Below are 26,103 nucleotides of genomic sequence, written 5' to 3' on the forward strand. Positions count from 1 at the left end.
ATCTACAGAGACTTCCAGAGTGAGTCAAAGTCATCCTCGGGGCCAGTGGTCAGAGATGCGCGCCCCGTCTCAGATTGGCTGGTCCCAGCGGTCTCCTGCTCGATCAGGTGATACTCGAACTGACTGAAACTGCCGGTCGCGCTGACGCGATTGCTCAGATTTGCCTTTTCGACCTTTCCGCCCTGCAGAATGTTGATCTTGCTGTTGACCTGAAATGGCAGACGCGGGGTGATGATGGTGGCCGGGCGGTCGATCGCTGTCACGGCGGGCAACAGCAGTGCACGCAGGTACTGGCTTGGTTCGCCCGTCTTGCGGATCAGCTTGGCGGCGCAGGGTATGCAGTGCGGTGCAATCAGTTCGATGCCCATCTGCGTGCCACCACCGCGAACCTGACGAATCCAGCGCACGACGGCCAGGCTCCAGTCCTGTTCGTTTGCTTCCTGGATACCCAATAGTTCGCCTGCCTGCAGTTGTTTTGGAACCTCTTTCGGCCAGGTCAGGCAGAAGCCGCCGGGGCTGTGGTTGACAATCGGCAGGTTGTGGATCGGATATTGCTCGTCACCCTCTTCGGCTTCTTCCGAGTTGCTGCCGTAGTTGATTTGCTCGACGCCGGCGGCATGCCACTCTACCGAGTCACCACCATCAAACGCGCTGCTCCAGCCGCCTTCACGGGCCCGCTGCGCCGCGTCCGAGAACGGATTGAGCTCGGCATCGCTGGCGTCGATCATGCGTGCGAAGCTCTTGCCGGAAATCCGGTAGTGAGTCGCGCTCATGCCAATGCTGACACGCAGGTGCCCTTGGCTCGGGATTCGGTTGAAGGTGCGCTCGGCCAGGTCTCCCCAGGACTGGCTGACGTGCTGCAGCAATTCCACGCCCAGAACACTGGGGATGTGCAATTCGCCCCGGTAGTCGCTGCCGGTGGTCATGAATTCCTTAATGCCGTTGACCAGCTTGCGGGTGTCGAGTCCCAGGCTGTGGTCAAGGCTTTCGCCACGAATCAGCGATTTGTAACGTGGCGGGCAGTCCATGTCAGGGTTGATGATGAACAGTGCCTTCGAGTCTTCCGGGGAGACCAGCCGTGCATAACGGCTCCAGTCTTCCAGAGTGGCAAACAGGCGACCCATTGCGCTCTGGCGCATCTGATTGGGGCGGCTCGCGCCCATCAGCAGGGCGACCAGATAGCATTGTTCGATACTCAGGGGGCGGCGGTCAGCGCTCTCGCTGTCCGGTACCGGTGTCTGGTGGAGGTTGCGTTTGCGTGCAAGCTGGTACAGCTGGTGCAACTCAAGCCAGACCCCATCTGCTACCGGACAGTAAAGCTGGAAGGCACGCAGAAGTGGCCCGCACAATCCGCGGATTGATCGCTGCAGGGCCAGTGTCATCAGGTTGGCGTGATCGCGTGATTTGATGCTGCGCTCCTGAGCAACGATGATCTTGTAGCCGTTGGCCAGGTGGTTCTGCAGCGACTGGGACAGATTGGCAACCTTGCGCGGCTTGTCCTCGAGCACAATCGATTGGCCCAGGTAGTAGCGCGAAAGGGCGGTGCAGACATAGTGCACCTCGGGCCGAATGCGCTCCAGCATGGCCAGGCGCTTGTCGGCAGGCACGTCGTACTGGTTCAGTTCAATCAGTCCCTGATAGAGCTGGCGCGCCGTTTCACCGATATTGGCTTTTGGCAGGTTGGCTAGCCACTGGGCTATGCCTTTCTCGGACCCTTCTGCAAAACTCAGGTTGCTGAGTGTCTGCTGGGGTATCCGCAAATGCAGCTTTTGCGTTGTGCTATCCATAACTGTCGTATCCAGTACAAGCGTCTATGGCCTGATTCCGGCCCACGGGGTGTGCCGGTCTTCCGTGGCTCAGTGGGGGAAACAGCCTTCCGAAAACACACTCTAGCAGCTTAGCTGACAACTGGCTAAGCCTGCTCCCTGCCGTTGTCACCAAGTCTGATGATTATGCCTGATTGCCCGTTTGGGGCGCGTTCTGTTGCAGCTCGACGCTGACCGGCACCTTGCCCGGCTCGCCGGCAACTTCCCGCACCAGCCTGGGTACCAGGTAGCCCGGCATGCGGGTAAGCATGGTGCCGACCAGCGCGCGAGCCTCGTCGTCCGGGACCATGAAGTGGCTGGCGCCGCGGACGCGGTCGAGCAAGTGGAGATAATAGGGCAATATACCGGCATCGCCTAGTGCCTCACCCAGCGCTTGCTGCGCCTCCAGGCTGTCGTTGACGCCGCGCAGCAAGACGGCCTGATTGAGCAGTATGACGCCGGCCTGGCGCAAAAGGGCTGCTGCTTCTGCGGTTCGGGCGTCCAGTTCGGCTGCATGATTGCAATGCCAGACCATGGTGACCGGCAGGCGTGTGCCGCACAGCGCGTCGATCAGCTCCGGGGTGATGCGTTGCGGTATGACGACAGGCAGCCGGGTGTGCACGCGAAGGCGTCGCACGTGGGCAATGGCGGCAATTTCGCGGGTCAGCCAGGCCAGACGGCGGTCGTTGGCTGCGAGCGGATCACCGCCGCTGTAAATGACTTCGCTGATGCTGCTGTCGTTGCGGATATAGTCGAGGGCCTCGTTCCACTCGCTGGTGCTGAGGTTGTTGTCGTCGTAGGGGAAATGGCGACGGAAGCAATAGCGGCAGTTGACGGCGCAACCACTGCTGACGACCAGCAGCAGGCGACCATGGTACTTGTGAATGATCCCGGGCCTGGCATTGGTGTGCTGTTCTCCGAGGGGGTCGAGTACATACCCGGTCTGCTCTGCCAGCTCTTCGCCGATCGGCAGGACCTGACGCAGCAACGGGTCATTGATATCGCCCGGACGCATCCGGCTGAGGTAAGGCTCCGGAACCCTCAGCGGAAATGTCTCCGCTGCAGCCAGAGCCGCTGGCAGCAGTGTGCTTTCGAGATGCAGGCGGCGCAGAAGCTCGGCGGGGCTGGTGATGCTGTTGGCCAGAATATTTTGCCAGCTGGCGGACTCAACACGAACTGCAGAACCATGTATCATTGGCGTTTTTCCGCGCATGGGTGTCAGGGTGTCCGACTGACTGCCTCGCACACTGGCTGGTGTGGCGCGAGTCGGATCATCCATTCAATTTAAAGTGGGAACTTGTATGGCCAACTATTCTACCAACGAATTCAAACCGGGTCTTAAGGTGATGCTGGACGGCGATCCGTGCTCGATTCTCGAGAACGAATACGTCAAACCGGGTAAGGGCCAGGCGTTTAACCGCGTCAAGGTTCGTAACCTGAAGACCGGTCGCGTCAACGAGCGTACCTTCAAGTCGGGCGACAGCCTGGAAGGCGCCGACGTGATGGATCGCGAGATGGAATACCTGTACTCCGACGGTGAGTTCTGGCACTTCATGGCGACCGACGGCTCCTTCGAGCAGTACGGCGCTGACGAGAAGGCGGTTGGCGACTGCATGAACTGGATGAAAGAGCAGGTTATTTACACTGTAACCCTGTTCAATGGCGCACCGATTGCCGTTACTCCGCCGAACTTCGTTGAGCTGGAAGTGGTCGAGACCGACCCGGGCGTGCGTGGTGATACCTCCGGTGGCGGCAACAAGCCGGCCAAGCTGGTAACCGGTGCCGTGGTCAAGGTGCCGCTGTTTATCAACACCGGCGACGTGCTGAAGGTTGATACCCGTTCCAGCGAGTATGTTGGTCGCGCGTAACGGTTTTGGTGGTTGAAGAAACCGGGGCCCGTCCCCGGTTTTTTGTGTCCGTAAATCGAGGTAGGCAGCATGAATCGACCGTGGCAACCCAGTGCAACCATCGACGCTCTGCGTCGGCGCGCGGGCATTATCAATCGTATTCGCGAGTTCTTTGCCGAGCGTGGTGTGCTGGAGGTGGATACGCCCAGCCTGTCGCATGCCGCAGTCAGTGATCCGTTTCTGCACCCCTTTGCCACCGAGTATGTCCCGGAGGGCGGCGGCCAGGCGGCGATGCTGTATCTGCATACCTCACCGGAATATCCGATGAAGCGTCTGCTGGCGGCGGGCAGTGGTGCGATCTGGCAACTGTGCAAGGTCTATCGCAACGGCGAGATTGGCAGGCGGCATAATCCTGAATTCAGCATGCTCGAGTGGTATCGCCCAGGGTTTGATCACCATCAGCTAATGGATGAAGTTGATGCGCTGGTGCGCGCGGTGCTTGCCGGCGAGTCGGCGCGGCGGGTTACTTATGCCGCCGTGTTTGCCGAGCATACCGGTCTGGATATTCACCAGTGCAGTGATGCCGATCTGCAAAGCCTGGCCGCCGCGCGCTGCGGCTTTCAGGGTGAGTTGTCGCGCGACGGCTACCTGAATTTGCTGTTTTCCGAATGTGTCGAGCCCCGGTTGCAGGCGCCGACCATGGTCTACGCGTTTCCCGCTTCGCAGGCGGCGCTGGCGCGCGTTGTCGAGGGCGATGATCGGGTGCCGAGCGCTGCGCGCTTCGAAATGTTCGTCAAGGGCATGGAGCTGGCCAACGGCTACTTCGAGCTGACTGATGCCGATGAGCAGTTGCGGCGCTTTGAGGCAGATCAGGCGCAGCGTGAGGCGCTGGGTATTGCGGCATTACCGATCGACATGCCACTGGTAGACGCGTTGCGCTCTGGCATGCCCTCGTGCGCAGGTGTGGCGCTGGGGGTGGATCGGCTGGTGATGCTGGCGCTGGGCGCCAGCACGATTGGTGAGGTTATCGCGTTCGATACGCAGCGTGCCTGAGGATCAGGCAAGGCTGCCCATCAGTTGCCCCATCTGCACGCTATCCCCGGCCTTGAGGGTTTCGTTCCAGCGCATCGCATCTGGGCCGAACAGCACGATAGCGGTTGAGCCCAGTTTGAAGCGGCCCATCTCGTCACCTTTTTCCAGGCTCGGTGCGGCCTGGCCGTAGGCGGTGCTGCGCAGCGTGCGGCTGGGCGGGGCAACCAGGCCAGCCCACACTGTCTCAACCGATGCAACGATCATGGCGCCGACCAGAACCAGTGCCATCGGGCCTGCCTCTGTATCGAACAGGCACACCACGCGCTCATTGCGGGCGAACAACTCCGGTACGTTCTCGGCGGTCGTCTGGTTGACCGAGAACAGTTTGCCCGGCACGTAGATCATTTCCTTCAGGGTGCCGCCCAGGGGCATGTGTACGCGGTGGTAGTCCCTGGGTGAGAGGTAAACGGTAGCGAATTCTCCGCCCTGGAATGGTGCTGCCAGCTCGGCGTTACCGCCGAGCAACTCCTGCACGCTGAAGCTGTGCCCCTTGGCCTGGAAGATACGGCCGTGTTCGATCTTGCCGAGCTGGCTGATGGCGCCGTCGGCCGGGCAGAGGATGCCACCCGGGGTTTGATCCAGCGGGCGGGCATTGGGCTTGAGCGCGCGGGTGAAAAAGTCGTTGAAGCTGCTGTAGGCAGTCGGGTTCTCTTCTTGTGCCTCGCTCATGTCGACCTGGTAGCGTTTGACAAACCAGGTGATGAACGGGTTTTTGACCCAGCCCCAGGTGCAATTGGCCAGGCAGCCTGCCAGACGCGAGAGCAGGTGGTGCGGCAGCAGGTACTGAAACAGGATAAACAGACGATCAGGCATGGTGCTTCCTTAAAATTCTACTGCGGTGTCTGGATGGTTGCCCCACTCGGACCATGAGCCTGCGTAGGCTTTGACGCGCGGGTAGCCCAGCAGCTTGGCTGCCAGATAGGTGAAGCCGGAACGGTGGTGCGTCTGGCAGTGGGTGACGATTTCCTTGTCCGGTGTGATGCCCAGCTTGAGCAGCTGTTCGGCCATGTCCGAGCGCATGCGCAGGCCTCGCTCGGGGTCCATCCCGGCAGTCCATTCAAAATTGACTGCGCCGGGAATATGGCCGCCTTTGCTGGCGACAACCTTCTCACCACGGTACTCCTGTGGCGAGCGAGCATCCCAGATGACCCGGTCGGGATTGTGCAGGTCTGCCATCAGCTGCGCCAGAGTGATGGTGTGGTCGTTGTTCGGTGTAATTGTTGGCGTCGTGGGTGTGGCCAGCTGCGGTGCACTTTCCAGCGGCAGCCCGTCTTCGATCCAGGCCTTGAGGCCGCCGTTGATATAGCTGTAGCGGGTGTGACCAATGCAGTCGAGCATCCAGATAAAACGCCCCGCCCAGCCTCCACCCTCGTCGTCATAAACGACATAGTGGAGATCGTCACGGTGACCCAGCTCGGCAAAAATGGCCTGCAACTCGGGCAGGCCGGGCAGCGGGCCCGGACGTGGTGCGGGTGAGGCGGTACGTGCGGGCGCAAGATGCACGGCGCCGGGAATATGCCCTGCCTGATATTGGGCCGTGCTGCAGAGATCAACCAGGCGGACCTGTTCGCTGTTCAGAGGCAGCGGTAGCTCAGCGGGTTCAATCAGTAGTGGCAGCGTAAGGGATGCCATGAACAAGGTCTCCTGCAGTGGAGCAAACTGGCGCTCCGTCAAAAAAAGGGTGGATGCTAGGCGCGTTGCTTGAGGTGAAGCAAGGCTTTATGCAGACATTCGGCGGTTTTAACCACGGCCTGCTGGCGTTTGCTGTCAAGTGGCTGGGGGCTGCCGTTACTGACATAGATCAGACCGACCAGCTGCTCGTTGTGGGTCAGGGGCGCCAGATAAAAGATACTTCCTGCGCCGAGTTCGAGCACCTTCTCGGGCATGGCGCCAGGCGCTTGCTGCGGCTGTACCTCATGGCAGCTGGCGCTGCGTAGCCACGCGGGCCAGTGACCTTCGCGGCTGCTGCCCACGGCTGTGCCAGACAGCGGCTGCCCTGAGGCAAAGCCGCTGGCAACGGCAATTACCAACTGATGGTTGCGAGCGCTGGAGAGGGCGATCCAGCAGGTCGTAAGGCCGAGCCCCTTGATCAGGGCGTGTTGCGCGCATTCGAGCAGTTGGGCCAGGTTGCCGAAGGAGTCGGGTTGTTTGCTCAGGCGCAGGCACAGGCTGCGCCAGAGATCCGGATCAGCTGATCGCGGCTCTGGTCTTGCCGGCTCGGGTTGTGCTTTGGGCGGCGCCCCGGTGCATGCTGCAGGCGTCTTGCCTGTCGCGGGGGGCGGTTGCGGAAGCGTGCTGGCAGGAAGAAAAATGTCGTTGCTGCAGCGCGTAAATTGGTCATGCGCACTATTGACGGCGTTCTCGTGCGTCAGGCGCTGGGCGTCAGCGACCTCAATATTGAGATACAGGGCGCTCAATTTCTGCCAACGGGACGTATGTCGGTTGTACCAGCTGTGATGGGTGCCCAGCGCCATGCCATTGGCGATCAGCGCGCTATTGGCGGGCTGGGTCAGCCAGCGGTAAAGCTCCCGGTCGCCGTCGAGTTGGGCTTGCTGTTCCTGCGGATGAGCGCTGTCCCGCGCTACGCGAAGAGCCTTGACCATGGTACGACGATTGGCGTTAAGCGAGCGGTACCCCTGCAGGATCCAGGGCGGCAGCCACCAGTCCTGCGCTACCAGCTGAACCAACTGAAAGCCGTTTGCGGTGGTATCGGCAATCTGGCGCCGGCTGACGCCGTCAGGCAGAACGCCGTCATTCAGTCGCTCCCACTGCTCGAACAGGTGTGGCTTGAGGTAGGCAAGTGTCCACAGGGGGGAGAGAAACAGCAGGGTCGCCAGTGACATCTCGTGCCACAGCCGGGCAATGCGGTTTGCAAACAGCCCCTGGGCCTGGCTGACAGCGTGTTCGCTTATGCTCAGGAGCTGCCGGTAGGCCCAGGGCAGTTGATCGGGTTCGACCACCGGAATGCCCTTGAGCAGGTCTGAAATGCGCTGGGTCCCGAGTAATGAGCAGGCCTGTTCCAGCGTCAACACGTCCACATCCCTGTTGCGCGCTGCGGCACCGGCTGCGCGGCAGATATGCAGCGCCGCTACCGGGGCGCGCATGATCGCCTGGGTCAGCTCGTTGATGCTGAGCAGGTCACCTTCCAGCTGTTCCACCAGTTGTCTTTGCTGGTCGCGAGTGATCGGCAGCACGCATGCGTTCAGTTTCTGACGCAGCTCGCCGATAACCTCTTTACTACCGATGTTGGGGTGTGTGCTCATGCGCTTCACAGCTTTATACTAGTCTTCTGCACGACTATAACTCGAATGGCAGCAGTTTGCTGCTCTGCGCGGTGATGCGCACCGGCTTGTTCTGGATACCTCGAATATATGTTGAAAATTGGTGGTTTCGTTGTCGTCATCGTCAGTGTTCTGGGGGGGTTCCTGCTGTCCGGCGGGCATATCGCCGCACTCTGGCATCCCTTTGAAATCCTCATCATCGGTGGCGCCGCATTGGGGGCCTTTCTGGTAGCCAACAGCATTGCGGTGGTGAAAAAGTGCCTTGGCGCGGCGCCGGCCATCATTTTCGGGCACCGCTTTTCCAAGCCGTTTTATCTGGATGTGCTGGGTCTGCTGTACGAGGTGCTGAACAAGAGCCGGCGCGAGGGCATGATGGCCATCGAGCAGGATATCGAGGAACCGAACGAGAGCCCGATCTTCAGCAAGTATCCAGCCATTCTCAAAGATCGGATGATGACCGAGTTCATCTGCGACTATCTGCGCATTATGTCCACCGGCAATATGGCTCCGCATGAGCTGGAAGCGCTGTTTGACGTGGAGATTTCCGCGATTTCCGAAGAACTTCAGGAGCCGTCGCATGCGGTGACCCGTGTAGCCGATGCCCTGCCCGGGTTCGGTATCGTTGCTGCTGTCCTCGGTATCGTTATCACCATGAGCATCCTGGGGGATGCGGACAAGGCAGAGATCGGCGAGAAAGTGGCCACCGCGCTGGTGGGTACCTTCCTTGGTATTCTGGCTGCCTATGGTTTTGTTGGCCCCTTCGCCACGGCCATGGGGCATACGGCCCACGAAGAGGCCAACACCTACGAGGCGATCAAAATGACGCTGGTTGCCAGTGCCCAGGGCTTGCCGCCGGCCCTGGCTGTCGAGTTCGGGCGCAAGTCGCTGCTGCCGGAGCATCGACCCAGCTTCACCGAGCTGGAAGATTCGGTGAAGGGACGCTAAGCGGTGGATAACAATCAACCCATTATCGTCAAGCGGGTGACCCGCAAGGAAGCCGGTCATCATGGCGGATCATGGAAGATCGCCTTCGCCGACTTTGCCGTAGCGATGATGGCGTTTTTCCTTGTCATGTGGCTGGTGACCGTCGCGACTCCGGAGCAGTTGCGCAATATTTCCGGTTACTTCAACGATCCTGTCGGCTTCAGCGAGGGCGGCAGTCCTTTTGCCATTGATCTTGGCGGCTCCCCTGCGGTGGCGCCGGAGCGGACCCTTAACAAGACCGAAGACCCCGAGGATCAGCAACTGATTGACGAAGATTCTGCCCGGCAGTTGGCCGATCAGATCGAGCGCCAGGATATGGAGGCGCTGCTGCAGGAGCTGCAGAATCAGATCGACAATGAACCTGTGTTGCAGCGCTTCAAGGATCAGATTCTGATCGAGATTACCCAGGATGGTCTGCGCATTCAGATCGTTGATGCCGAGAATCGGCCCATGTTCTCCAGTGGCAGCGCCCAGTTACAGCCGTATTTTGAGGACATTCTGCTCTCGCTCAGCGATACCATTGCCAAGGTGAACAAGAAGATCAGTATCAGTGGGCATACGGATGCGCAGCCCTTTGTCGGTCGCCGTGGTTACGGCAACTGGGAGCTGTCCAGCGAGCGCGCCAATGCGGCACGCCGCACCCTGCTCGCGGCGGGCTATCCCGAACAGCAGGTCGCGCGAGTAGTCGGTTACGCGGATTCGGCGCTGTTCGACCGTGATGATCCTCTGAGTCCGACCAATCGGCGCATTGATATCGTGGTGCTTAACCGGCATGCCGAAGAGCAGATGCTTGAGGGTGTCGAGGCGGCCGGGGCGCAGGTGCCGGACGAGCCGGTTGTGCCTGAGTCTGAATCTGAGCAGTCCGAGCCTGAGCCTGCAGAGCCGGCTGTCGAACTCCCGGTTGAGCCTGAAGAGCTGCAAGAGGCTGCGCCGGTTGATCAACCGGCTTCAACCGAGCCTGCTCGCGAACGACGTCTAAACCTGTTCGATAACGCCGAGCCGATCAGGCGTCTGCAGCAGTGAGGCAGCTCAGCCGGTAAGGGTCGAGAGGATGTGGCGATAGCTGCTCATGCGAATGGGCGATATCGCTCCGGCCTCAACCGCCTGAAGCAGGGCGCAACCAGGTTCGTGCAGATGCTGACAGTCGCGGAAACGGCAGTGGCCCAGAAACGGGCGGAACTCGATAAAGCCCTCCAGCAGTTCGTCGTGCGAAATATGCGTCAGGCCGAATTCGCGAATACCGGGCGAGTCGATCAGGTCGCCGCCCGCCGGGAAATGAAAGAGCCGGGCCGTTGTTGTGGTATGAGTGCCTTTACCGGTGCTTTCGGAAAGGGCACCGACGCGTAGATCCTGGCCCGGCAGCAGCGCGTTGATCAGGGATGACTTGCCGACCCCCGATTGCCCGACAAAGACACTGGTGTGGTCTTTCAGCTCGGCGCGCAGCGTGTCCAGACCATCCCCCTCGTCGGCGGACAGCAACAGGGTGTGATATCCCAGCTGACTGTAGTCATCCAGCCACTGCAGCAACTCGGGATCGGGGCTGGTTTTCAGCAGATCCGACTTGTTCATTACCAGCAGCGGCTCGATGCCGGCCTGCTCGGCGGCAACCAGATAGCGGTCGATCAGGTTGGTGTAGGGCGTCGGCAGGGGAGCGAAGACGATAATCAGGCGGTCGACATTGGCGGCAACCGGCTTCAGCTGGCCGCGTTGATCGGGGCGGCAGAGTTCGGTCTGGCGCTCCTGCTGCGCGACGATAACCCCGCCTTGCTGGTTGTCTGGCCGCCAGATAATACGGTCGCCAGTGACCAGTGCCGGCAGGTTGGCGCGTCGGTAGCAGCGTCGAATCTGGCCGGCCAGCTCGCCGCTGGTGGCTTCGACGTCAACCTGAACGCCAAAATGCGCAATCACCAGGCCGGACTGCTCGGGGCCAAGGTCGCCACCGACCAGGCTTTCCTCAGCACGTTCGGCGCGACGTTCGGCGCGAGCTGCGCGCTCGTCCTGGATTTTCTGGATGCGCCAATTCTGGCGGCGGGTAAGATTTCGTTTGGCCATGGGCTCTGCGTCTGAATAATCGGCGGCAGTTTAGCACGCTGCAGTTATACTGCAGCCATCGCGCGTTTAGCGCGCCTTTACGCCTAGCCAGGAGCTCCCATGCAACACCCTGACAACCTGATCTGGATCGATCTTGAAATGACCGGCCTTGATCCGGACAACGACGTCATCATCGAGATTGCGACCATTGTCACTGACCCGCAGTTGAATGTGCTGGCCGAAGGGCCGTCGCTGGCGATCAAACAGCCCGATGCATTGCTCGATGGTATGGATGAATGGAATACCCGGCAGCATGGTCAATCCGGGCTGACCCGCCGGGTGCGTGAAAGCAATATCAGTCCGGCTGATGCCGAGCGGCAGACAATCGACTTTCTGTCCGCCTGGGTTCCGGCGGGCAAGTCTCCGATGTGCGGCAACAGCATTTGCCAGGACCGGCGCTTTCTCTATCGGGGTATGCCAGAGCTGGAGAAATACTTCCACTACCGCAACCTGGATGTCTCGACCCTGAAAGAGTTGGCGGCGCGCTGGGCGCCCGAGGTGAAGAACGGCTTCAAGAAGCAGAGCAGTCACCTGGCGCTGGACGACATTCGTGATTCGATCGCCGAGCTGAAGCACTACCGCGAGCATTTCATCAAGTTTTGATAGTCAGCTTGCGCCGTGCTGTTCAAGCGCCCAGCGAACATGCTCACGAACCAGCTCTGAGGTATCGGCGCGCCGTCGTTTAAGGGCTTCGACGACCAGGATACTGGTGGTGGCGTTGCCCAGCCCTACGGCGAGATTGCGCAGCCAGCGTTCATGGCCGATACGGCGTATCGGCGACCCCTCGGTACGTTGCAGAAATGTCGCCTCGTCCCAACTGAACAGCTCGACCAGGTCCGCCTGATCGAGCTGGTGGCGCGGGCTGAAGTCGGGCTCCCCGGTTGGCTTGGCAAACCGGTTCCATGGGCACACCAGTTGGCAGTCGTCGCAGCCAAATACCCGATTGCCCATGGCTGCTCGCAGGTTTTCGGGGATCGCGCCCTTGAGTTCAATAGTCAGATACGAAATGCAGCGCCGGGCATCCAGCACGTGCGGGCCGACAAAGGCGTCGGTCGGGCAGCGCTCCAGGCAGGCCGTACATTTGCCGCAGTGTTCGGTTTGCTGGGGCGAGTCAGTCGGCAGTGGCAGATCGGTGTACAGCTCGCCGAGGAAGAAGTAACTGCCGGCCTTGCGGTTTATCAGCATGGTGTTCTTGCCGATCCAGCCGAGCCCTGAACGGCTGGCCAGTGCGCGTTCCATCACCGGGGCGCTGTCGACGAATGCCCGGTAGCCAAACGGGCCTATCAGTTCCTGTATGCGGTCGGCCAGTTGCTGAAGGCGACGCCGGATCAGTTTGTGGTAGTCGCGGCCCAGCGCATAGCGTGAAATGTAGGCAGTGTCCGGGCTGGCCAGGCGCCTGGCCATGGCTGCGTCGGCAGGCAGATAGTCCATGCGCACGGAGATAACCCGTTGCGTGCCGGGCACCAGCTCCGGCGGCCGCGTGCGTTTGCTGCCGTGGCTGGCCATCCATTCCATCTCGCCCTGATAGCCGGCATCAAGCCAGCGTTGCAGCCACTGTTCATGCTCGCCAATATCAGGCGCGCTGATGCCCAGCTGCTGGAACCCCAGATCCTGCGCGAAGACGCGAATCTGCTCAGCAAGTGCCTGGTAGTCTGGTTGGTCGGACATGATGATGTTGGGGCTGGCTGTCTGGAATCTCGTATAATTGTGCCAGACAACCCCTGCAGGAGCCTATCAATGTCCGACCCGATGCCAGCGTGGGTGCATTCCCGGCAACAGACGCGCCAGCTTGATGCCGCCCTTATCGCCTCTGGTATTCCCGGGATCGATCTGATGCAACGCGCCGCGATGGCGGCATGGCAGGCGGTGTTTGCACGCTGGCCTGATGCAGGCTGCATCACTTTGTTGTGTGGCTCCGGCAATAATGCCGGCGATGGCTATCTGATTGCCCGTCTGGCGTTGCTGGCGGGATGGCGGGTGCAGGTGTGGGCCGTGTCGGCACCGGAGCGGTTGGTTGGAGATGCTGCACTTGCCTGGCAGCAGGCGCGGGACGCCGGCGTGCCGATAGCTAACTGGTTTTCCGGCGCGACACTGGACGGTGTATTGGTTGACGCGCTGCTGGGCACCGGGCTGACCGGCAGTGTGCGCGCGCCCTTCGCCGAGGCCATCGCAGCGATTAACGGCGCCCGCTGCCCGGTATTGTCTGTGGATGTACCCAGCGGACTCGACGCCGATCGGGGCGTTGCGCTGGGTGTGGCAGTGAAGGCCGATGTCACGGTTACCTTTATTGCCTTAAAGCTCGGTCTGCTGACCTCACAGGGGCCCGACCTGTGCGGCGAGCTGGTGTATGCGGCATTGGCTGATCCGCTGCCGAGTAACGTGCCGGCCGCGTTGGAGCTGCTGCAATGGTCGCGTTGGCAGGGCTGTCTCCCTGCGCGCATGAAATCTGCCCACAAGGGGCGTTTCGGCCACCTGCTGCTGGTTGGTGGTGGGCCCGGAATGGGTGGGGCCATCATGCTGGCGGCGGAAGCCGCGTTGTGCAGCGGAGCCGGCAAGGTCAGCGTGGCCACCTCTGCCGAGCACGTGGCACCCTTGCTGGCGCGCTGTCCTGAGGTAATGGTGCGCGCGGTTGCTGATGCCGAGGCGTTGGCGCCCTTGCTGGCAACGGCCGATGCGCTGGTGCTGGGTCCGGGGCTTGGGCGCAGTCCCTGGGCTGAACAGATTATCTCGGCGTGCCTGGATGCCGCGTTGCCGCGGGTGCTGGATGCGGATGCGCTGAACTTGCTGGCCTGCCAGTCCGCCATGCCCGAACTGGGTGCCGATACCGTGATCACTCCCCATCCGGCGGAGGCTGCCCGGTTACTGCGGTGTTCAACGGCCGAGGTGCAGGATGATCGTTTGGCTGCGTTGCAGCAGCTGATCGAACCTCTGGGCTGTCACGCGGTTCTAAAGGGGGTCGGTTCCCTGGTTGGCAGTCCCGCCCGCTTTGAAATGTTGCCGGCGGTCTGTGCCGCGGGTAATCCGGGGATGGCGGTAGGCGGCATGGGTGACGTGCTGTCCGGTTTGTTGGGTGCGCTGCTCGCGCAGCGCGTTCCCGCGGGGCAGGCGGCACGGTATGCTGTGCTGGTTCATGCCCTGGCCGGCGATCTGTTGGCTGGGGAGTTGGGGGAGGTCGGCATGCGTGCCGGCGAAATGATGCCTGCCATGCGCAGGGTTTTGAATCGGCGGGGCGTTGAATGAAGCTGGAGCTGCATGCGGTGGGGGAAAATGCCATGACAGCGCTTGGCGGCGATATTGCCAGGGCGCTGGAAGGGCGGGGGATCGTCTATCTGGAGGGTGACCTCGGGATGGGCAAGACCACGCTGAGTCGCGGCATCATCCGGGCTCTGGGCCAGCAAGGGCCGGTCAAGAGTCCTACCTACACGCTGGTCGAACCCTACGAGCTGGGTGAGGCGAACGTCTATCACTTCGACCTTTATCGCCTGGCGAATCCGGAGGAGCTGGAGTTCCTTGGTGTTCGTGACTACTTTGACGGTGAGAACCTGTGTCTGATCGAGTGGCCGGCGAAGGGGCGGGGGGTTTTGCCAACAGCCGACCTGACGATTACCATTGGCGCCGAGGGTGAGGGGCGTCGTCTGACGCTCGTTGGGCAAACCACCCACGGTGAACTGACGTGTCGACGGATTCAACAGATGCGGAGTGAAGGCTAGCGTGGCGCGCATGAACGCAAGGAAAGGCAGCCGGTTGGTTGCGGGTGGGGTGCTGTTGCTCCTTGGCCTGCTGTCAGGCTTTGTGCAGGCTGCCGATATCAAGAGCGTTCGCCTCTGGCGCGCGCCGGATAATACGCGTCTGGTATTTGATCTCAGTGGTCCGGCTGAACATACCCTGTTTACCCTGTCCAATCCCGAGCGGATTGTCATCGATATCAGTAATGCCCGTCTGATGGCTGATACCAGCGCGCTGGCGCTGGAAAATACGCCGCTTCGTGGCTTGCGCGCTGCACCCCGCGATGGTGACGGCCTGCGTGTGGTGCTGGATCTGTCCGAGCAAGTCAATCCCAAGAGTTTTGTGCTGCCGCCCAACCAGCAGTACGGTGATCGTCTGGTTGTTGACCTCTTTGATAACGGTCGCCCGACTGCTTCCCTGCCGCAACCGGCGGCGCCATCGGCATCTCCCCTGCCGCAGACACCGACCCGCTCTGCGGCCGAAGCGGGCAATCGCGATATCGTGATTGCAATTGATGCCGGTCATGGGGGGGAAGATCCCGGAGCCATCGGGCACGGTGGGGCTCGTGAGAAAGAGGTCGTGCTTGCTATCGCACGCGATCTCAAGCGCCTGATTGATGCAGAGCCGGGGTTCCGCGGGGAGCTGGTGCGTACCGGCGACTACTTTATTCCGCTGCGTCGACGCACGGAGATCGCTCGCCAGCACAACGCCGACCTGTTTGTCTCGATTCACGCGGATGCCTTCACTCGCGCCAGTGCCAATGGCGCCTCCGTATTCGCCCTGTCTGACCGGGGTGCGACGTCGGAGACGGCGCGTCTGCTGGCAGATCGGGAGAACCGCTCCGATTTGATCGGCGGCGTGGGTGGCGTCAGTCTCGACAACAAGGATCAGGTGCTGGCCAGCGTCCTGCTGGATCTGTCCATGACTGCCACCCTGTCTGCCAGTCTGGATGTGGGGCAACAGGTGCTGTCCTCGGTTGGTCAGGTCAATCGTCTGCACAAGCCAAGGGTGGAGCAGGCCGGGTTCATGGTGCTCAAGTCGCCGGACATCCCGTCGATTCTGGTGGAGACCGGCTTTATCTCCAATCCCGGCGAGGCGCGCAAGCTGGTTACCCGCAGCCATCAGCAGGCCATGGCCCGGGCCATTTATACTGGCGTTAGAGGCTATTTCCATCGCAATCCTCCACCAGGTACGCGTATCGCCGCGCTGAAGGCGGGCGGGCAGCTGGCACAAGGGCCCAGGCAGCATACCGTCCGCCGTGGCGACAGCCTGTCTATGATCGCGAACATCTATCAAGTCTCGCTGGCGAGCCTGCGCGCGGCCAATGATCTTTCTACCGACCAGATCCGGGTTGGCCAGGTGCTGAATGTGCCGGCCAGCAGCATGCTGGTCCAAAACGAACGCTGATATGTCCCGAATTCAATTGTTGAGCCCGCGTCTGGCCAACCAGATCGCGGCTGGTGAGGTCGTTGAGCGTCCGGCATCGGTTATCAAGGAGTTGCTTGAAAACAGCCTGGATGCCGGTGCAAGGCGCATCGACATCGATGTTGAACAAGCTGGCGTCAAGCTGCTTCGTGTGCGTGATGATGGCTCCGGGATCGAGCAGGATGATTTGCCGCTGGCGCTGTCTCGCCATGCAACCAGCAAGATTCGTGATCTGGACGATCTGGAAAGAGTCGCCACGCTTGGCTTTCGGGGTGAGGCACTGGCATCGGTCAGCTCGGTATCGCGTCTGACGCTGACGTCCTGTCCCGAAGGCGGCGATCAGGCCTGGCAGGTCGAGACCGAGGGGCGTGACATGGCCCCGAACATCCGACCTGCCGCGCATCCGCAGGGTACGACTGTCGAGGTGCGGGACCTGTTTTTCAATACGCCGGCCCGGCGCAAGTTTCTGCGTACCGAAAAGACCGAGTTTGCGCACCTGGAAGAGGTGGTCAAACGACTGGCATTGTCGCGTTTCGATGTGGGTTTCAATCTGCGGCATAACGGCCGTCCGGTGTTCGGCTTGCCGCCGGCACGTACCGAACAGGAAGCGCGTCGCCGCGTGGCCACGGTGTGTGGTCCGGCGTTCGTTGAACAGTCGCGCTTCATCGATCATGAGCGCAGCGGCTTGCGGCTGTGGGGATGGGTGGGCTTGCCGACGTTCTCGCGCAGCCAGGCCGATCTGCAGTATTTCTTTGTTAACGGCAGAATGATTCGCGACAAGCTGGTGGTGCACGCGGTACGCCAGGCTTACCGCGATGTGCTGTTCAACGGGCGGCATCCAACCTTCGTGCTGTTTATGGAGCTGGACCCTGCTGTGGTCGATGTAAATGTGCATCCGACCAAGCATGAGGTTCGCTTCCGGGACGGCCGGATGGTGCATGATTTTCTGTTCAGCACTCTGTACCGGGCGTTGGCTGATCAGCGTCCCGGCGATCAGTCGGCAGGGGAAGAGGGCGAGGGAGGCGGCGCTCCGGCGTTGAATCCGGTGCAGGCGCAGCCTGCCGTCATTGGCATTGATGCGGGCGTATTTTCAGGGCAGCAGCGAATGGCGCTGAACGAACCGCCCGCCCGCTGGGAAGCTGGAACCATGCCGTTGCCCGGTCAGCAGGTGCAGTCAAGGCCTCCGGCCGCTACCGGCGCAGCCTACGCCGGTCTGTACGGGGCACCAGCGGCTGACGCAGGCCTGCCCGATAGCGGCAAGGACGAAGCCATTCCGCCGCTGGGTTATGCGGTCGCACAACTTCATGGGGTGTACATCCTTTCCGAAAATGCGGCCGGTCTGGTTGTCGTGGATATGCATGCTGCCCACGAACGCATTACCTACGAGCGGCTGAAGCTGGCGATGGATCAGGAGGGGCTGCGCAGTCAGCCGCTGCTGGTCCCGGAAACCCTTGCGGTGAGTCAGCGGGAAGCTGATTGCGCGGATGAACATGCGGACTGGTTTGCGCGGCTGGGCATGTCGTTGCAGCGAATGGGGCCCGAATCGCTGGCCATCCGCGAGGTGCCAGCCCTGTTGCGGCAGGCGGATGCCGGGCAGCTGGTCCGTGATGTGCTGAGTGATTTGCTGGAATACGGCACCAGTGATCGTATTCAGGCGCATCTCAACGAGCTGCTGGCGACCATGGCCTGCCATGGTGCCGTGCGCGCCAACCGGCGTCTTACACTGGCGGAAATGAACGGACTGCTGCGGGATATGGAGCAGACCGAGCGCAGCGGGCAGTGCAACCACGGACGCCCGACCTGGACGCAGCTCAGCATGGCTGAGCTGGACAAGCTGTTCCTGCGGGGGCGCTGAGTATGGACCTGCCAGACAGCGACGCATCGGCCGTGCGTCCGCCGGTCATTTGTCTGATGGGGCCAACCGCCTCGGGCAAGACCGAACTTGCCATGCATCTTTACGACCGGTTTCCGTGTGAGCTGGTCAGCGTTGACTCGGTGCTGGTCTACCGTGGGATGGATATCGGTGCGGCCAAGCCTGATGCTCAGACGCTGCAGCGTTATCCGCACCATTTGATCGATATTCTTGACCCGGCCGAGGCCTATTCTGCCGCGCGCTTTCGGGATGATGCGCTGGCGTTGATGCGCGATATTACGGCGCGGGGCAAGGTGCCGCTGCTGGTGGGCGGGACCATGCTGTATTTCAAGGCATTGACCGACGGCCTGGCAACAATGCCTTCGGCCGATCCGGTGATACGGGCCAGGATCGAACGCATGGCGCTGGAGGGTGGCTGGGAGACGGTGCACGCTGCGCTGGCCGAGGTCGATCCCGAAGCTGGAGCACGCATTCATCCGAACGATCCGCAGCGGATTCAGCGGGCGTATGAGGTATTTCTCAGCAGTGGTATTACACTGAGTCAATGGCACCGTCGCCAGCATGCAGAAAAAGCCTCGGGGCAGGCGCCGGAGAGCGGTGTTTTACCTTATACTGTGCGCTATCTGGCGGTCGCACCGCAGGAGCGTTCGGTGCTGCATCAACGAATTGCCGAACGTTTTTCGCTGATGTTGCAACAAGGGCTGCTTTCCGAGGTCGAAGCGTTGCATGCGAGAGGGGATCTGGATGTCGGTATGCCCTCGATCCGTGCGGTTGGCTATCGGCAGGTCTGGGATTATCTGGAAGGGCGGCTTGATTACGAGCAAATGCGTGAGCGCGGCATTATTGCGACGCGGCAATTGGCCAAGCGGCAGTTTACCTGGTTGCGCGGTTGGCATACTTCAATCGAGTGGCTCGACAGTCTCGATCCGAAAAGGTTTGAGCGGGCCTTGAAAGTGCTGGATACCGTCGCAATATAGGCGTGACGTTTCTGCCAGTTCCCTGTCTGTTCGCGGTACATGCCTGCTCGTCTTTTGGATAATGGACAGGCCGGCCAAATTGCATTGTTATGATGCGTAAAAATTATACGGTTTCCATGAAAGGAGTGAGGCAATGTCAAAAGGGCATTCTCTACAAGACCCTTACCTGAACGTTCTGCGCAAGGAACGTGTTCCGGTATCCATTTATCTGGTTAACGGCATCAAGCTGCAGGGTCAGATCGAATCTTTCGACCAGTTTGTCATTCTGCTGAAGAATACTGTCAGTCAGATGGTTTACAAACACGCCATTTCTACCGTCGTTCCGGGTCGTCCGGTACGTCTGCCGACCCAGCCCGGTGCTGACGACGCTGAGGTTGGCAATCCCTGATGATGCAGGAGGCCTGATTGTTTTTTGAGCGTCATGAAGGGGGTGAACGTGCCATCCTCGTTCACCTTGAGGGCGTTGATGAACAGCGTCGTGAAGACCCGCATGAATTCATCGAGCTGGTGCGTTCGGCCGGGGCTGAAAACGCAGGCTTCCTTACCATCACGCGTCACAAGCCCACGCCGCGATTCCTGATCGGACCTGGCAAGGTCGAGGAATTGCGGGCGCTGGTCAAGGCCAGTGAAGGCGAAGTGGTGATCTTCAATCACACACTGACACCGAGTCAGGAGCGCAACCTCGAGCGTGAGCTTGAGTGTCGTGTGCTTGACCGTACCGGCCTGATTCTCGATATCTTTGCCCAGCGTGCCCGGACCCACGAGGGCAAGCTGCAGGTGGAGCTGGCCCAGCTTGATCACCTGAGTACCCGCCTGGTTCGCGGCTGGACCCACCTTGAGCGCCAGAAAGGCGGTATTGGTCTGCGCGGGCCGGGGGAAACCCAGCTTGAAACCGACCGCCGCCTGCTGCGTGTGCGGATCAAGCAGATCAACAAGCGCCTGGAGAAGGTGCGCAGCCAGCGCGATCAGGCCCGTCGAGCTCGTCAGCGTGCAGAGATTCCGGTGGTGTCGCTGGTGGGCTATACCAACGCCGGCAAGTCAACGCTGTTCAACGCCCTCACTACCGCTACCGTTTATGCGGCTGATCAGCTGTTCGCTACCCTGGATCCGACACTTCGACGCATTGAGCTTGACGACGTCGGGCCGGTCATTCTCGCCGATACGGTGGGTTTTATCCGCCATTTGCCGCACAAGCTGGTTGAGGCTTTCCGCGCGACACTTGAAGAGTCAAGCCAGGCCGATCTGCTGCTGCATGTGATTGATGCGGCGGACGAGGAGCGCGAGTCCAACATGGAGCAGGTGCTCGCGGTGTTGGGGGAGATCGGTGCGCTCGAGTTGCCCATGCTGGAGGTCTACAACAAGATCGACCTGCTGGATGACTTCGAGCCGCAGATTCAGCGTAACGAGGACGGTGTCGCGGTACGCGTCTGGATCTCAGCGCAAAAGGGGCTTGGGCTGGAGCTGCTGCAGCAGGCAATCGCCGAGCGGGTGGGTGATGAGGTGGTGCACGCGCAGATTGTGCTCGAGCATGCCGAGGCGAGACTGCGTGCCCAGTTCTATGCTGTGGGGGCGGTGCTGAGCGAGCAGGTCGGCGACGACGGACGCCAGCAGTTGAATGTGCGCCTGCAGCGCAGTGATTTCAATCGGCTGCTCAAACGTGAAGGCTGGTTGCCCGAGCAGTTTCTGCAGCAACATACTTTGCAATGAAAGTGCGAGGGCGCGGTTCGCGTCCGTCGCGCCCTTTACGGTAGGATGTCACCCGGTTACGGGGCAACTCCCTGACCTTGAACGTTACAGACAACGGAGAACGCTATGGCCTGGAATGAGCCTGGTGGCGGCAATAATTCAAACGACCAGGACCCTTGGGGTAGCGGCGGCAATCGCGGCGGTAATCGCGGCGGCAAGCAAGGTCCGCCGGATCTGGACGAGGCGCTGCGCAAGTTGCAGGACAGCCTGAATAATCTGTTTGGCTCGGGCAAGCGCAGCGGTAATGGCGGGTCTGACCGCGGTAACGGCAGTGGTGCTGGTGTTCCCGGCTGGATCTGGGGGCTGGCGCTGGTTGTGGTGCTGGGTTTCTGGGCGTTCAAGGCTGTGTATATGGTCAATGAGCAGGAGCAGGCCGTGATTCTGCGCTTCGGTGAGTATCACCGGACCGTCGGCCCCGGTCTGCACCTGTATTTCCCGCCAGTGGAAAGCAAGTTTCAGCGCAATGTCACCCAGGTGCGTTCCTATCGCCAGAAGGGGCAGATGCTGACCGAGGACGAGAATATCGTTGAGGTGCCGGTCGCAATTCAGTACCGCATTTCCAATCTGGAAAACTTCGTGCTCAAGGTGGAAGACCCGGAAACCAGTCTGCGCCACGCTACCGAGAGCGCCGTGCGTCATGTGGTGGGTTCCACGCCGATGCACCAGGTGTTGACCGAGGGTCGTGAGCAGATGGCGGTAGAGGTGACCGAGCGGCTTCAGCGTTATCTTGATGCCTACAACACCGGTATTACCGTCACTCAGGTAAACATCGAGAATGCCCAGGCACCGGCCGAGGTGCAGGATGCTTTCGACGACGTGATTCGTGCCAAGGAAGACGAGGTGCGTGCTCGCAACCAGGCTGAAGCCTATGCCAATGGCGTTATCCCGGAGGCCCGTGGTCGCGCCCAGCGCATGCTCGAGGAAGCCAGCGGTTACCACGATGAGGTGATCGCGAGGGCAGAGGGTGAAGCTCAGCGCTTTGATCTGTTGCTGGAGCAGTATCAGGCTGCGCCGGGCGTGTTGCGCGAGCGTCTTTATCTGGACGCCATGCAGGATGTGTTGAGCAACACCAGCAAGGTCTTGATCGCGGGTGGCGAGGGCAGTAACAACCTGCTTTACCTGCCGCTGGACAAGATGATCGGCCAAGGTGGTTCGACATCATCTGCTACCGGTGCTTCCAGTCTGCCGTCGATGTCGCAGGGCGACGCTTCGACACGCTCAACTACATCGCAGCAGCGCGATCTGCGTTCCAGGGAGTCTCGCTGATGAGTAACAAGTCTCTGATGGGTTTGATTGGTCTGCTGGCGGTAGTGATCGTCGGCTGGAACAGCTTCTTCGTGGTCAACCAGACCGAGCGCGCCATCGTGCTGCAGTTTGGTAAGGTTGTGCAGAGCGATGTAGCGCCTGGACTCCACTTCAAGCTGCCGTTCGTGCAGGAGGCGCAGATTTTTGATGGTCGCCTGCTCACCCTCGATACCGCCACCCAGCGTTACCTGACGTTGGAGAAGAAGGCATTGATGGTGGACTCCTATGCCAAGTGGCGCGTTGCGGATGTTCAGCGTTTCTACACTGCTACATCCGGCCTGCGTGCAATCGCGGAGGAGCGTTTGTCGCGTCAGCTCGAATCCGGTCTGCGTAACGAGGTGGCTCGCCGCACGTTGCATGAAGTGGTTTCGGGTGAGCGGGACCAGTTGATGGCTGACATCACCGCTACCCTCGACGAGAATGCTCGCCGCGAGCTGGGTATCGAGGTTGTGGATGTTCGGGTCAAGGCCATTGATCTGCCTGCTGAGGTCAACCGCAGCGTCTTTGATCGCATGAGTACCGAGCGTGAGCGTGAAGCGCGCGAGCATCGAGCCAAGGGCGCGGAACTGGCAGAGGGTATTCGTGCAGATGCGGATCGTCAGCAGCGCGTAATTTTGGCTGAAGCCTTCCGTGAGTCCGAAAAGATTCGTGGTGATGGTGATGCCAAGGCCGCAGCCATCTATGCCGAGGCGTATAACAAGGATCCTGAGTTCTACTCCTTCACGCGTAGCCTGCAGGCCTATCGTGAGAGTTTCGCGGAGCGGTCCGACATGCTGGTGCTGGATCCGGAAAGCGAGTTCTTCAGATACATGCAGGGCAATCAGGCCAATCCCTAACAGGCTGACTAGAGCCATGAAACGGGTCACCCGACAGGTGGCCCGTTTTGCTGTCGGCGTAACGTTAAATTGGCTGAATGCCCGGGTGTCTGCTGCGTAAAACGTGTTACACTTGCGCAGCCGGGAAATCCCGGCTTTTTTGTGACCGCTCCACGCCTATGGCTGGCGGGTCGGCGCTGGAAGAGGCTCGCATGTGGCAGGATTTTCTTACCGCGCTGTGCCTGGTGCTGGTACTCGAGGGTATCCTGCCCTTTCTGGTGCCTGAGCGCTGGCAACGAATGATGAGTGGTATCGGCGACCTGAGTCCGCGTCAGGTTCGGCTGGCAGCGCTTGCCAGTATGGTGCTCGGTACCCTGTGTCTGTATCTGGTTCGCCAGGTGGCGTGATGTGGGCAGGGCTATAGTCCTCCCCCTCGTCACCCTGTATGAAAGGTTCTGAAAATGCCTACTGTAGATCGCTGGTTGCTGCCCGATGGCATCGACGAGGTGCTGCCCCGCGAGGCGGTGCGTATCGAGTCAGCCCGTCGGCAGTTGCTGGATCTGTTCTCCCGCTGGGGCTATGACCTGGTCATCACCCCGCATATCGAATACCTCGAATCCCTGCTGACTGGTGCCGGTCACGATCTTGAACTGCAGACGTTCAAGATGATCGACCAGATGTCCGGGCGCATGCTCGGCTTGCGGGCGGATATTACCCCTCAGGTAGCGCGCATCGATGCGCACACGCTGGGGGCGGAAGGGCCTTCCCGTCTCTGTTACTGCGGTAGCGTACTGCATACCCTGCCACGACCGCTGTCTACCTCTCGCAGCCTGATTCAGCTGGGTGCGGAATTGTACGGGGACGCGTCGAGTGCCAGTGACATCGAAGTCATTTCCCTGATGCTTGAGACCATGGCGGTCTGTCGGGTAAAGGGTGTTCACCTGGACCTCGGGCATGTCGGTATCTATCGTGGTCTGGTGCAGGCTGCAAATCTGGACGAGGCTACCGAGCAGGCACTGTTTGATGCGCTGCAGCGCAAGGCGCCCGATGAGGTGGCAGCTCTGGTTGGAGGTCTGCCGCAGGCGTCTATCGGGGCCATGCTGTGCAGTCTGGTTGAGTTGTCCGGTGGGGTCGAGGTGCTTGACCGGGCCCATGCGTTGCTCGATGGGGCGCCCGAGTCGGTCATGGCTGCGCTGGATGATCTGGCCGAGGTTGCCCAGGTACTGACGCGTCGGTATCCGGGTGTGCCGCTGTATTTCGACCTGGGTGAGTTGCGTGGCTATCATTACCACACCGGGGTGGTGTTTGCAGCGTTTGTACCAGGTATCGGTCAGAGTGTGGCTCAGGGTGGTCGTTACGACGATATCGGTCGCGACTTCGGTCGTGCCCGTCCGGCCACCGGCTTCTCCACTGATCTGCGTTTTCTGGTCCAGCGCGGCGAACTGCCTGATGCCGGCGTCCCTGCTTCAATTTGGGCGCCGCACAGCGCTGAGGCGGATTTGCAGGATGTGGTTGCCGGGCTGCGGGCTCAGGGTGAGCGCGTAATAGTGGCGCTGCCCGGGCAAGGGGATGCCGAGGCTGCGCAGCATGGCTGTAGCCGGCGGCTTGCCTATTCGGGCGGTGGTTGGCAGGTAGTCGAACTGAATTCGTGATTACAAGGCCGAAAGGTCATTTTATTTCTAGTGAGGCATGGGCTGAACATGGGTAAGAATGTTGTCATCCTGGGGACCCAGTGGGGCGATGAAGGCAAGGGCAAGATCGTCGACCTGCTGACCGATCAGGTGTCTGCAGTAGTGCGTTATCAGGGCGGGCATAACGCCGGTCACACGCTGGTAATCGATGGTGAGAAAACCGTACTGCACCTGATTCCTTCCGGGATTCTGCGTGACAACGTCCAGTGCTTTATCGGTAACGGCGTTGTGCTGTCGCCCGAAGCGCTGCTCAAGGAGCTGACCGAGCTTGAGGCCAAGGGTGTGCCGGTTCGCGAACGTTTGCGCATCAGCCCGGCCTGTCCGCTGATCCTGCCTTATCACGTAGCCCTGGATCAGGCGCGCGAGAAGGCTCGCGGCGAAGCCAAGATCGGTACTACCGGTCGCGGTATCGGGCCGGCCTACGAGGACAAGGTGTCGCGTCGCGGCCTGCGCGTGGCGGATCTGTTCCACCGCGAGCGTTTCGCTGCCAAGCTGGGTGAGGTGCTCGACTATCACAACTTCGCGCTGCAGCATTACTACAAGGTTGATCCGATCGATTTCCAGAAAACGCTGGATGAGGCGATGGGCTATGCCGAGTGGCTGGCACCGTTGATGACCGATGTAACCTCGCGCCTGCACGAACTGCGTCGCGAAGGTGCGAATATCATGTTCGAGGGTGCTCAGGGTTCGCTGCTGGATATCGATCACGGCACCTATCCCTTCGTTACCAGCTCCAACACTACGGCTGGTGGTACTGCGACCGGTTCCGGTTTTGGTCCGCTGTATCTGGATTATGTGCTGGGTATCACCAAGGCCTACACCACGCGCGTGGGCTCCGGTCCGTTCCCGACCGAACTGTTTGACGATGTGGGTAGCCGGCTTGCCGAGCGGGGTCACGAGTTTGGTTCGACAACCGGTCGCGCTCGCCGTTGTGGCTGGTTCGATGCAGTCATCCTGCGCCGCGCCATCGAGATCAACAGTATCAGTGGCCTCTGCCTGACCAAGCTGGACGTGCTGGACGGTCTGGATGTGATTCGTATCTGTGTTGGCTATCGCAATGCAGCCGGTGATGTGCTTGAGGCGCCGACCGATGCAGACAGCTACATTGGTCTGGAGCCGGTTTACGAGGATATGCCGGGCTGGCAGGAGTCTACTCTGGGCATCAAGACCATTGAGGGGCTGCCGGCTGCCGCGCGTGCGTATATCGCCCGCATCGAAGAGTTGGTTGGTGCGCCGATCGATATTATTTCGACCGGCCCTGATCGCAACGAAACAGTGATTCTGCGTCAGGTATTCTGACGCGGTTATTGGTTCGGTGCTGAAAAGGCGTCCTGCGGGGCGCCTTTTTTGTTTGGGGTGCCTGGCGGTCTGCGCAAGAGGGTGGCGGTGTTGCGTGTTGTCTGCGGGGGAGGGGATTTGCAGGCATAAAAAAACCGAGCGCAAGG

At 60.7% G+C, this 26,103-nt stretch carries 24 protein-coding genes; 17 read left to right on the forward strand and 7 right to left on the reverse strand.

Annotated elements, in window-relative coordinates; translation table 11 throughout:
• Positions 1-2: 2 nt before the first annotated feature.
• Entirely contained in the window at positions 3-1,787 is a 1,785-nt protein-coding gene (locus O5O48_RS09765) for a molecular chaperone (RefSeq protein ID WP_228245179.1), read from the reverse strand.
• Positions 1,788-1,950: 163 nt separating this feature from the next.
• Complete coding sequence (epmB, locus tag O5O48_RS09770; protein ID WP_269686884.1) at positions 1,951-3,000, reverse strand: EF-P beta-lysylation protein EpmB; 1,050 nt, start codon at positions 2,998-3,000, stop codon at positions 1,951-1,953.
• 106 nt (positions 3,001-3,106) lie between these two features.
• Between epmB and efp the strand changes: the two genes are divergently transcribed.
• Both efp and epmA read left to right on the forward strand, forming a co-directional pair.
• On the forward strand, positions 3,107-3,673 hold the full coding sequence (gene efp / locus O5O48_RS09775; protein ID WP_228245181.1) for an elongation factor P: 567 nt from the start codon (positions 3,107-3,109) through the stop codon (positions 3,671-3,673).
• A gap of 69 nt (positions 3,674-3,742) precedes the next feature.
• Positions 3,743-4,705 carry an elongation factor P--(R)-beta-lysine ligase gene (gene epmA, locus O5O48_RS09780; RefSeq protein WP_269686885.1) on the forward strand — a complete coding sequence of 321 codons (963 nt, stop codon included), beginning with the start codon at positions 3,743-3,745 and terminating at the stop codon, positions 4,703-4,705.
• Positions 4,706-4,708: 3 nt separating this feature from the next.
• Here the strand turns inward: epmA and asd are convergent, their stop codons facing one another.
• The 3 genes from asd to O5O48_RS09795 are packed head-to-tail and all read right to left on the reverse strand — an operon-like array spanning position 4,709 to position 8,007.
• Positions 4,709-5,557: an archaetidylserine decarboxylase gene (gene asd, locus O5O48_RS09785; protein WP_269686886.1), complete on the reverse strand. Its 849-nt coding sequence runs from the start codon at positions 5,555-5,557 to the stop codon at positions 4,709-4,711.
• A gap of 9 nt (positions 5,558-5,566) precedes the next feature.
• A complete protein-coding gene (locus tag O5O48_RS09790; RefSeq protein WP_228245185.1) occupies positions 5,567-6,376 on the reverse strand; it encodes a rhodanese-like domain-containing protein in 810 nt (269 codons plus the stop codon).
• Between the two features lie 56 nt (positions 6,377-6,432).
• Positions 6,433-8,007: a hypothetical protein gene (locus tag O5O48_RS09795; RefSeq protein WP_269686887.1), complete on the reverse strand. Its 1,575-nt coding sequence runs from the start codon at positions 8,005-8,007 to the stop codon at positions 6,433-6,435.
• Positions 8,008-8,115: 108 nt separating this feature from the next.
• Between O5O48_RS09795 and motA the strand changes: the two genes are divergently transcribed.
• Positions 8,116-8,970: a flagellar motor stator protein MotA gene (gene motA / locus O5O48_RS09800; RefSeq protein ID WP_228245187.1), complete on the forward strand. Its 855-nt coding sequence runs from the start codon at positions 8,116-8,118 to the stop codon at positions 8,968-8,970.
• 3 nt (positions 8,971-8,973) lie between these two features.
• The gene (gene motB, locus O5O48_RS09805) at positions 8,974-10,032 is read left to right on the forward strand and encodes a flagellar motor protein MotB (RefSeq protein ID WP_269686888.1); all 1,059 of its coding nucleotides are present in this window, start codon (positions 8,974-8,976) and stop codon (positions 10,030-10,032) included.
• A gap of 6 nt (positions 10,033-10,038) precedes the next feature.
• On the opposite strand, the gene rsgA is transcribed toward motB, so the two are convergent.
• Positions 10,039-11,061, reverse strand: coding sequence for a small ribosomal subunit biogenesis GTPase RsgA (gene rsgA, locus O5O48_RS09810; RefSeq protein WP_269686889.1), 1,023 nt, complete (start codon positions 11,059-11,061; stop codon positions 10,039-10,041).
• Positions 11,062-11,160: 99 nt separating this feature from the next.
• Here rsgA and orn point away from each other — a divergent pair, with 99 nt between their 5' ends.
• Positions 11,161-11,703 carry an oligoribonuclease gene (gene orn / locus O5O48_RS09815; protein WP_269686890.1) on the forward strand — a complete coding sequence of 181 codons (543 nt, stop codon included), beginning with the start codon at positions 11,161-11,163 and terminating at the stop codon, positions 11,701-11,703.
• 3 nt (positions 11,704-11,706) lie between these two features.
• Here orn and queG read toward each other — a convergent pair whose 3' ends face one another.
• The gene (gene queG / locus O5O48_RS09820; protein ID WP_269686891.1) at positions 11,707-12,768 is read right to left on the reverse strand and encodes a tRNA epoxyqueuosine(34) reductase QueG; all 1,062 of its coding nucleotides are present in this window, start codon (positions 12,766-12,768) and stop codon (positions 11,707-11,709) included.
• Between the two features lie 69 nt (positions 12,769-12,837).
• On the opposite strand from queG, the gene O5O48_RS09825 reads away from it, so the two are divergent.
• The 12 genes from O5O48_RS09825 to O5O48_RS09880 all read left to right on the forward strand — a co-directional run bounded on the left by O5O48_RS09825 (position 12,838) and on the right by O5O48_RS09880 (position 25,957).
• Positions 12,838-14,340 carry an NAD(P)H-hydrate dehydratase gene (locus O5O48_RS09825; RefSeq protein ID WP_269686892.1) on the forward strand — a complete coding sequence of 501 codons (1,503 nt, stop codon included), beginning with the start codon at positions 12,838-12,840 and terminating at the stop codon, positions 14,338-14,340.
• A complete protein-coding gene (tsaE, locus tag O5O48_RS09830) occupies positions 14,337-14,810 on the forward strand; it encodes a tRNA (adenosine(37)-N6)-threonylcarbamoyltransferase complex ATPase subunit type 1 TsaE (protein WP_269686893.1) in 474 nt (157 codons plus the stop codon). Before O5O48_RS09825 ends, tsaE begins: the two co-directional genes overlap by 4 nt.
• A gap of 10 nt (positions 14,811-14,820) precedes the next feature.
• Positions 14,821-16,233, forward strand: a complete 1,413-nt coding sequence (locus tag O5O48_RS09835; RefSeq protein ID WP_228245198.1) for an N-acetylmuramoyl-L-alanine amidase — start codon at positions 14,821-14,823, stop codon at positions 16,231-16,233.
• Position 16,234: 1 nt separating this feature from the next.
• A complete protein-coding gene (gene mutL, locus O5O48_RS09840; RefSeq protein WP_269686894.1) occupies positions 16,235-18,106 on the forward strand; it encodes a DNA mismatch repair endonuclease MutL in 1,872 nt (623 codons plus the stop codon).
• Positions 18,107-18,108: 2 nt separating this feature from the next.
• On the forward strand, positions 18,109-19,101 hold the full coding sequence (gene miaA / locus O5O48_RS09845; protein WP_269686895.1) for a tRNA (adenosine(37)-N6)-dimethylallyltransferase MiaA: 993 nt from the start codon (positions 18,109-18,111) through the stop codon (positions 19,099-19,101).
• Between the two features lie 133 nt (positions 19,102-19,234).
• The gene (gene hfq, locus O5O48_RS09850) at positions 19,235-19,489 is read left to right on the forward strand and encodes an RNA chaperone Hfq (protein WP_088273441.1); all 255 of its coding nucleotides are present in this window, start codon (positions 19,235-19,237) and stop codon (positions 19,487-19,489) included.
• 17 nt (positions 19,490-19,506) lie between these two features.
• Positions 19,507-20,808 carry a ribosome rescue GTPase HflX gene (hflX, locus tag O5O48_RS09855; RefSeq protein ID WP_228245201.1) on the forward strand — a complete coding sequence of 434 codons (1,302 nt, stop codon included), beginning with the start codon at positions 19,507-19,509 and terminating at the stop codon, positions 20,806-20,808.
• A 105-nt stretch (positions 20,809-20,913) separates the two neighbouring features.
• Positions 20,914-22,113, forward strand: a complete 1,200-nt coding sequence (hflK, locus tag O5O48_RS09860; protein WP_228245202.1) for an FtsH protease activity modulator HflK — start codon at positions 20,914-20,916, stop codon at positions 22,111-22,113.
• Positions 22,113-22,988: a protease modulator HflC gene (gene hflC, locus O5O48_RS09865; RefSeq protein ID WP_269686896.1), complete on the forward strand. Its 876-nt coding sequence runs from the start codon at positions 22,113-22,115 to the stop codon at positions 22,986-22,988. The genes hflK and hflC overlap by 1 nt, the downstream gene beginning before the upstream one ends.
• Before the next feature lie 191 nt (positions 22,989-23,179).
• Positions 23,180-23,374 (forward strand): DUF2065 domain-containing protein, encoded by a 195-nt coding sequence (locus O5O48_RS09870; protein WP_088273909.1) that lies wholly within the window; start codon positions 23,180-23,182, stop codon positions 23,372-23,374.
• A 54-nt stretch (positions 23,375-23,428) separates the two neighbouring features.
• The gene (locus tag O5O48_RS09875; RefSeq protein ID WP_269686897.1) at positions 23,429-24,619 is read left to right on the forward strand and encodes an ATP phosphoribosyltransferase regulatory subunit; all 1,191 of its coding nucleotides are present in this window, start codon (positions 23,429-23,431) and stop codon (positions 24,617-24,619) included.
• A gap of 48 nt (positions 24,620-24,667) precedes the next feature.
• Positions 24,668-25,957 carry an adenylosuccinate synthase gene (locus O5O48_RS09880; protein WP_088273446.1) on the forward strand — a complete coding sequence of 430 codons (1,290 nt, stop codon included), beginning with the start codon at positions 24,668-24,670 and terminating at the stop codon, positions 25,955-25,957.
• Positions 25,958-26,103 lie beyond the last annotated feature (146 nt).

Source organism: Halopseudomonas sp. MFKK-1 (assembly GCF_027474385.1).
GTDB lineage: Bacteria > Pseudomonadota > Gammaproteobacteria > Pseudomonadales > Pseudomonadaceae > Halopseudomonas > Halopseudomonas aestusnigri.

Coding starts and splice junctions, on each gene's coding strand:
- miaA (WP_269686895.1), top strand. CDS start 18,109: ATGGACCTGCCAGACAGCGACGCATCGGCCGTGCGTCCGCCGGTCATT.
- O5O48_RS09795 (WP_269686887.1), bottom strand. CDS start 8,007: ATGAGCACACACCCCAACATCGGTAGTAAAGAGGTTATCGGCGAGCTG.
- O5O48_RS09870 (WP_088273909.1), top strand. CDS start 23,180: ATGTGGCAGGATTTTCTTACCGCGCTGTGCCTGGTGCTGGTACTCGAG.
- O5O48_RS09875 (WP_269686897.1), top strand. CDS start 23,429: ATGCCTACTGTAGATCGCTGGTTGCTGCCCGATGGCATCGACGAGGTG.
- tsaE (WP_269686893.1), top strand. CDS start 14,337: ATGAAGCTGGAGCTGCATGCGGTGGGGGAAAATGCCATGACAGCGCTT.
- orn (WP_269686890.1), top strand. CDS start 11,161: ATGCAACACCCTGACAACCTGATCTGGATCGATCTTGAAATGACCGGC.
- O5O48_RS09825 (WP_269686892.1), top strand. CDS start 12,838: ATGTCCGACCCGATGCCAGCGTGGGTGCATTCCCGGCAACAGACGCGC.
- queG (WP_269686891.1), bottom strand. CDS start 12,768: ATGTCCGACCAACCAGACTACCAGGCACTTGCTGAGCAGATTCGCGTC.
- hfq (WP_088273441.1), top strand. CDS start 19,235: ATGTCAAAAGGGCATTCTCTACAAGACCCTTACCTGAACGTTCTGCGC.
- O5O48_RS09880 (WP_088273446.1), top strand. CDS start 24,668: ATGGGTAAGAATGTTGTCATCCTGGGGACCCAGTGGGGCGATGAAGGC.
- hflC (WP_269686896.1), top strand. CDS start 22,113: ATGAGTAACAAGTCTCTGATGGGTTTGATTGGTCTGCTGGCGGTAGTG.
- efp (WP_228245181.1), top strand. CDS start 3,107: ATGGCCAACTATTCTACCAACGAATTCAAACCGGGTCTTAAGGTGATG.
- epmB (WP_269686884.1), bottom strand. CDS start 3,000: ATGATACATGGTTCTGCAGTTCGTGTTGAGTCCGCCAGCTGGCAAAAT.
- asd (WP_269686886.1), bottom strand. CDS start 5,557: ATGCCTGATCGTCTGTTTATCCTGTTTCAGTACCTGCTGCCGCACCAC.
- rsgA (WP_269686889.1), bottom strand. CDS start 11,061: ATGGCCAAACGAAATCTTACCCGCCGCCAGAATTGGCGCATCCAGAAA.
- O5O48_RS09835 (WP_228245198.1), top strand. CDS start 14,821: ATGAACGCAAGGAAAGGCAGCCGGTTGGTTGCGGGTGGGGTGCTGTTG.
- mutL (WP_269686894.1), top strand. CDS start 16,235: ATGTCCCGAATTCAATTGTTGAGCCCGCGTCTGGCCAACCAGATCGCG.
- O5O48_RS09790 (WP_228245185.1), bottom strand. CDS start 6,376: ATGGCATCCCTTACGCTGCCACTACTGATTGAACCCGCTGAGCTACCG.
- O5O48_RS09765 (WP_228245179.1), bottom strand. CDS start 1,787: ATGGATAGCACAACGCAAAAGCTGCATTTGCGGATACCCCAGCAGACA.
- motA (WP_228245187.1), top strand. CDS start 8,116: ATGTTGAAAATTGGTGGTTTCGTTGTCGTCATCGTCAGTGTTCTGGGG.
- epmA (WP_269686885.1), top strand. CDS start 3,743: ATGAATCGACCGTGGCAACCCAGTGCAACCATCGACGCTCTGCGTCGG.
- hflK (WP_228245202.1), top strand. CDS start 20,914: ATGGCCTGGAATGAGCCTGGTGGCGGCAATAATTCAAACGACCAGGAC.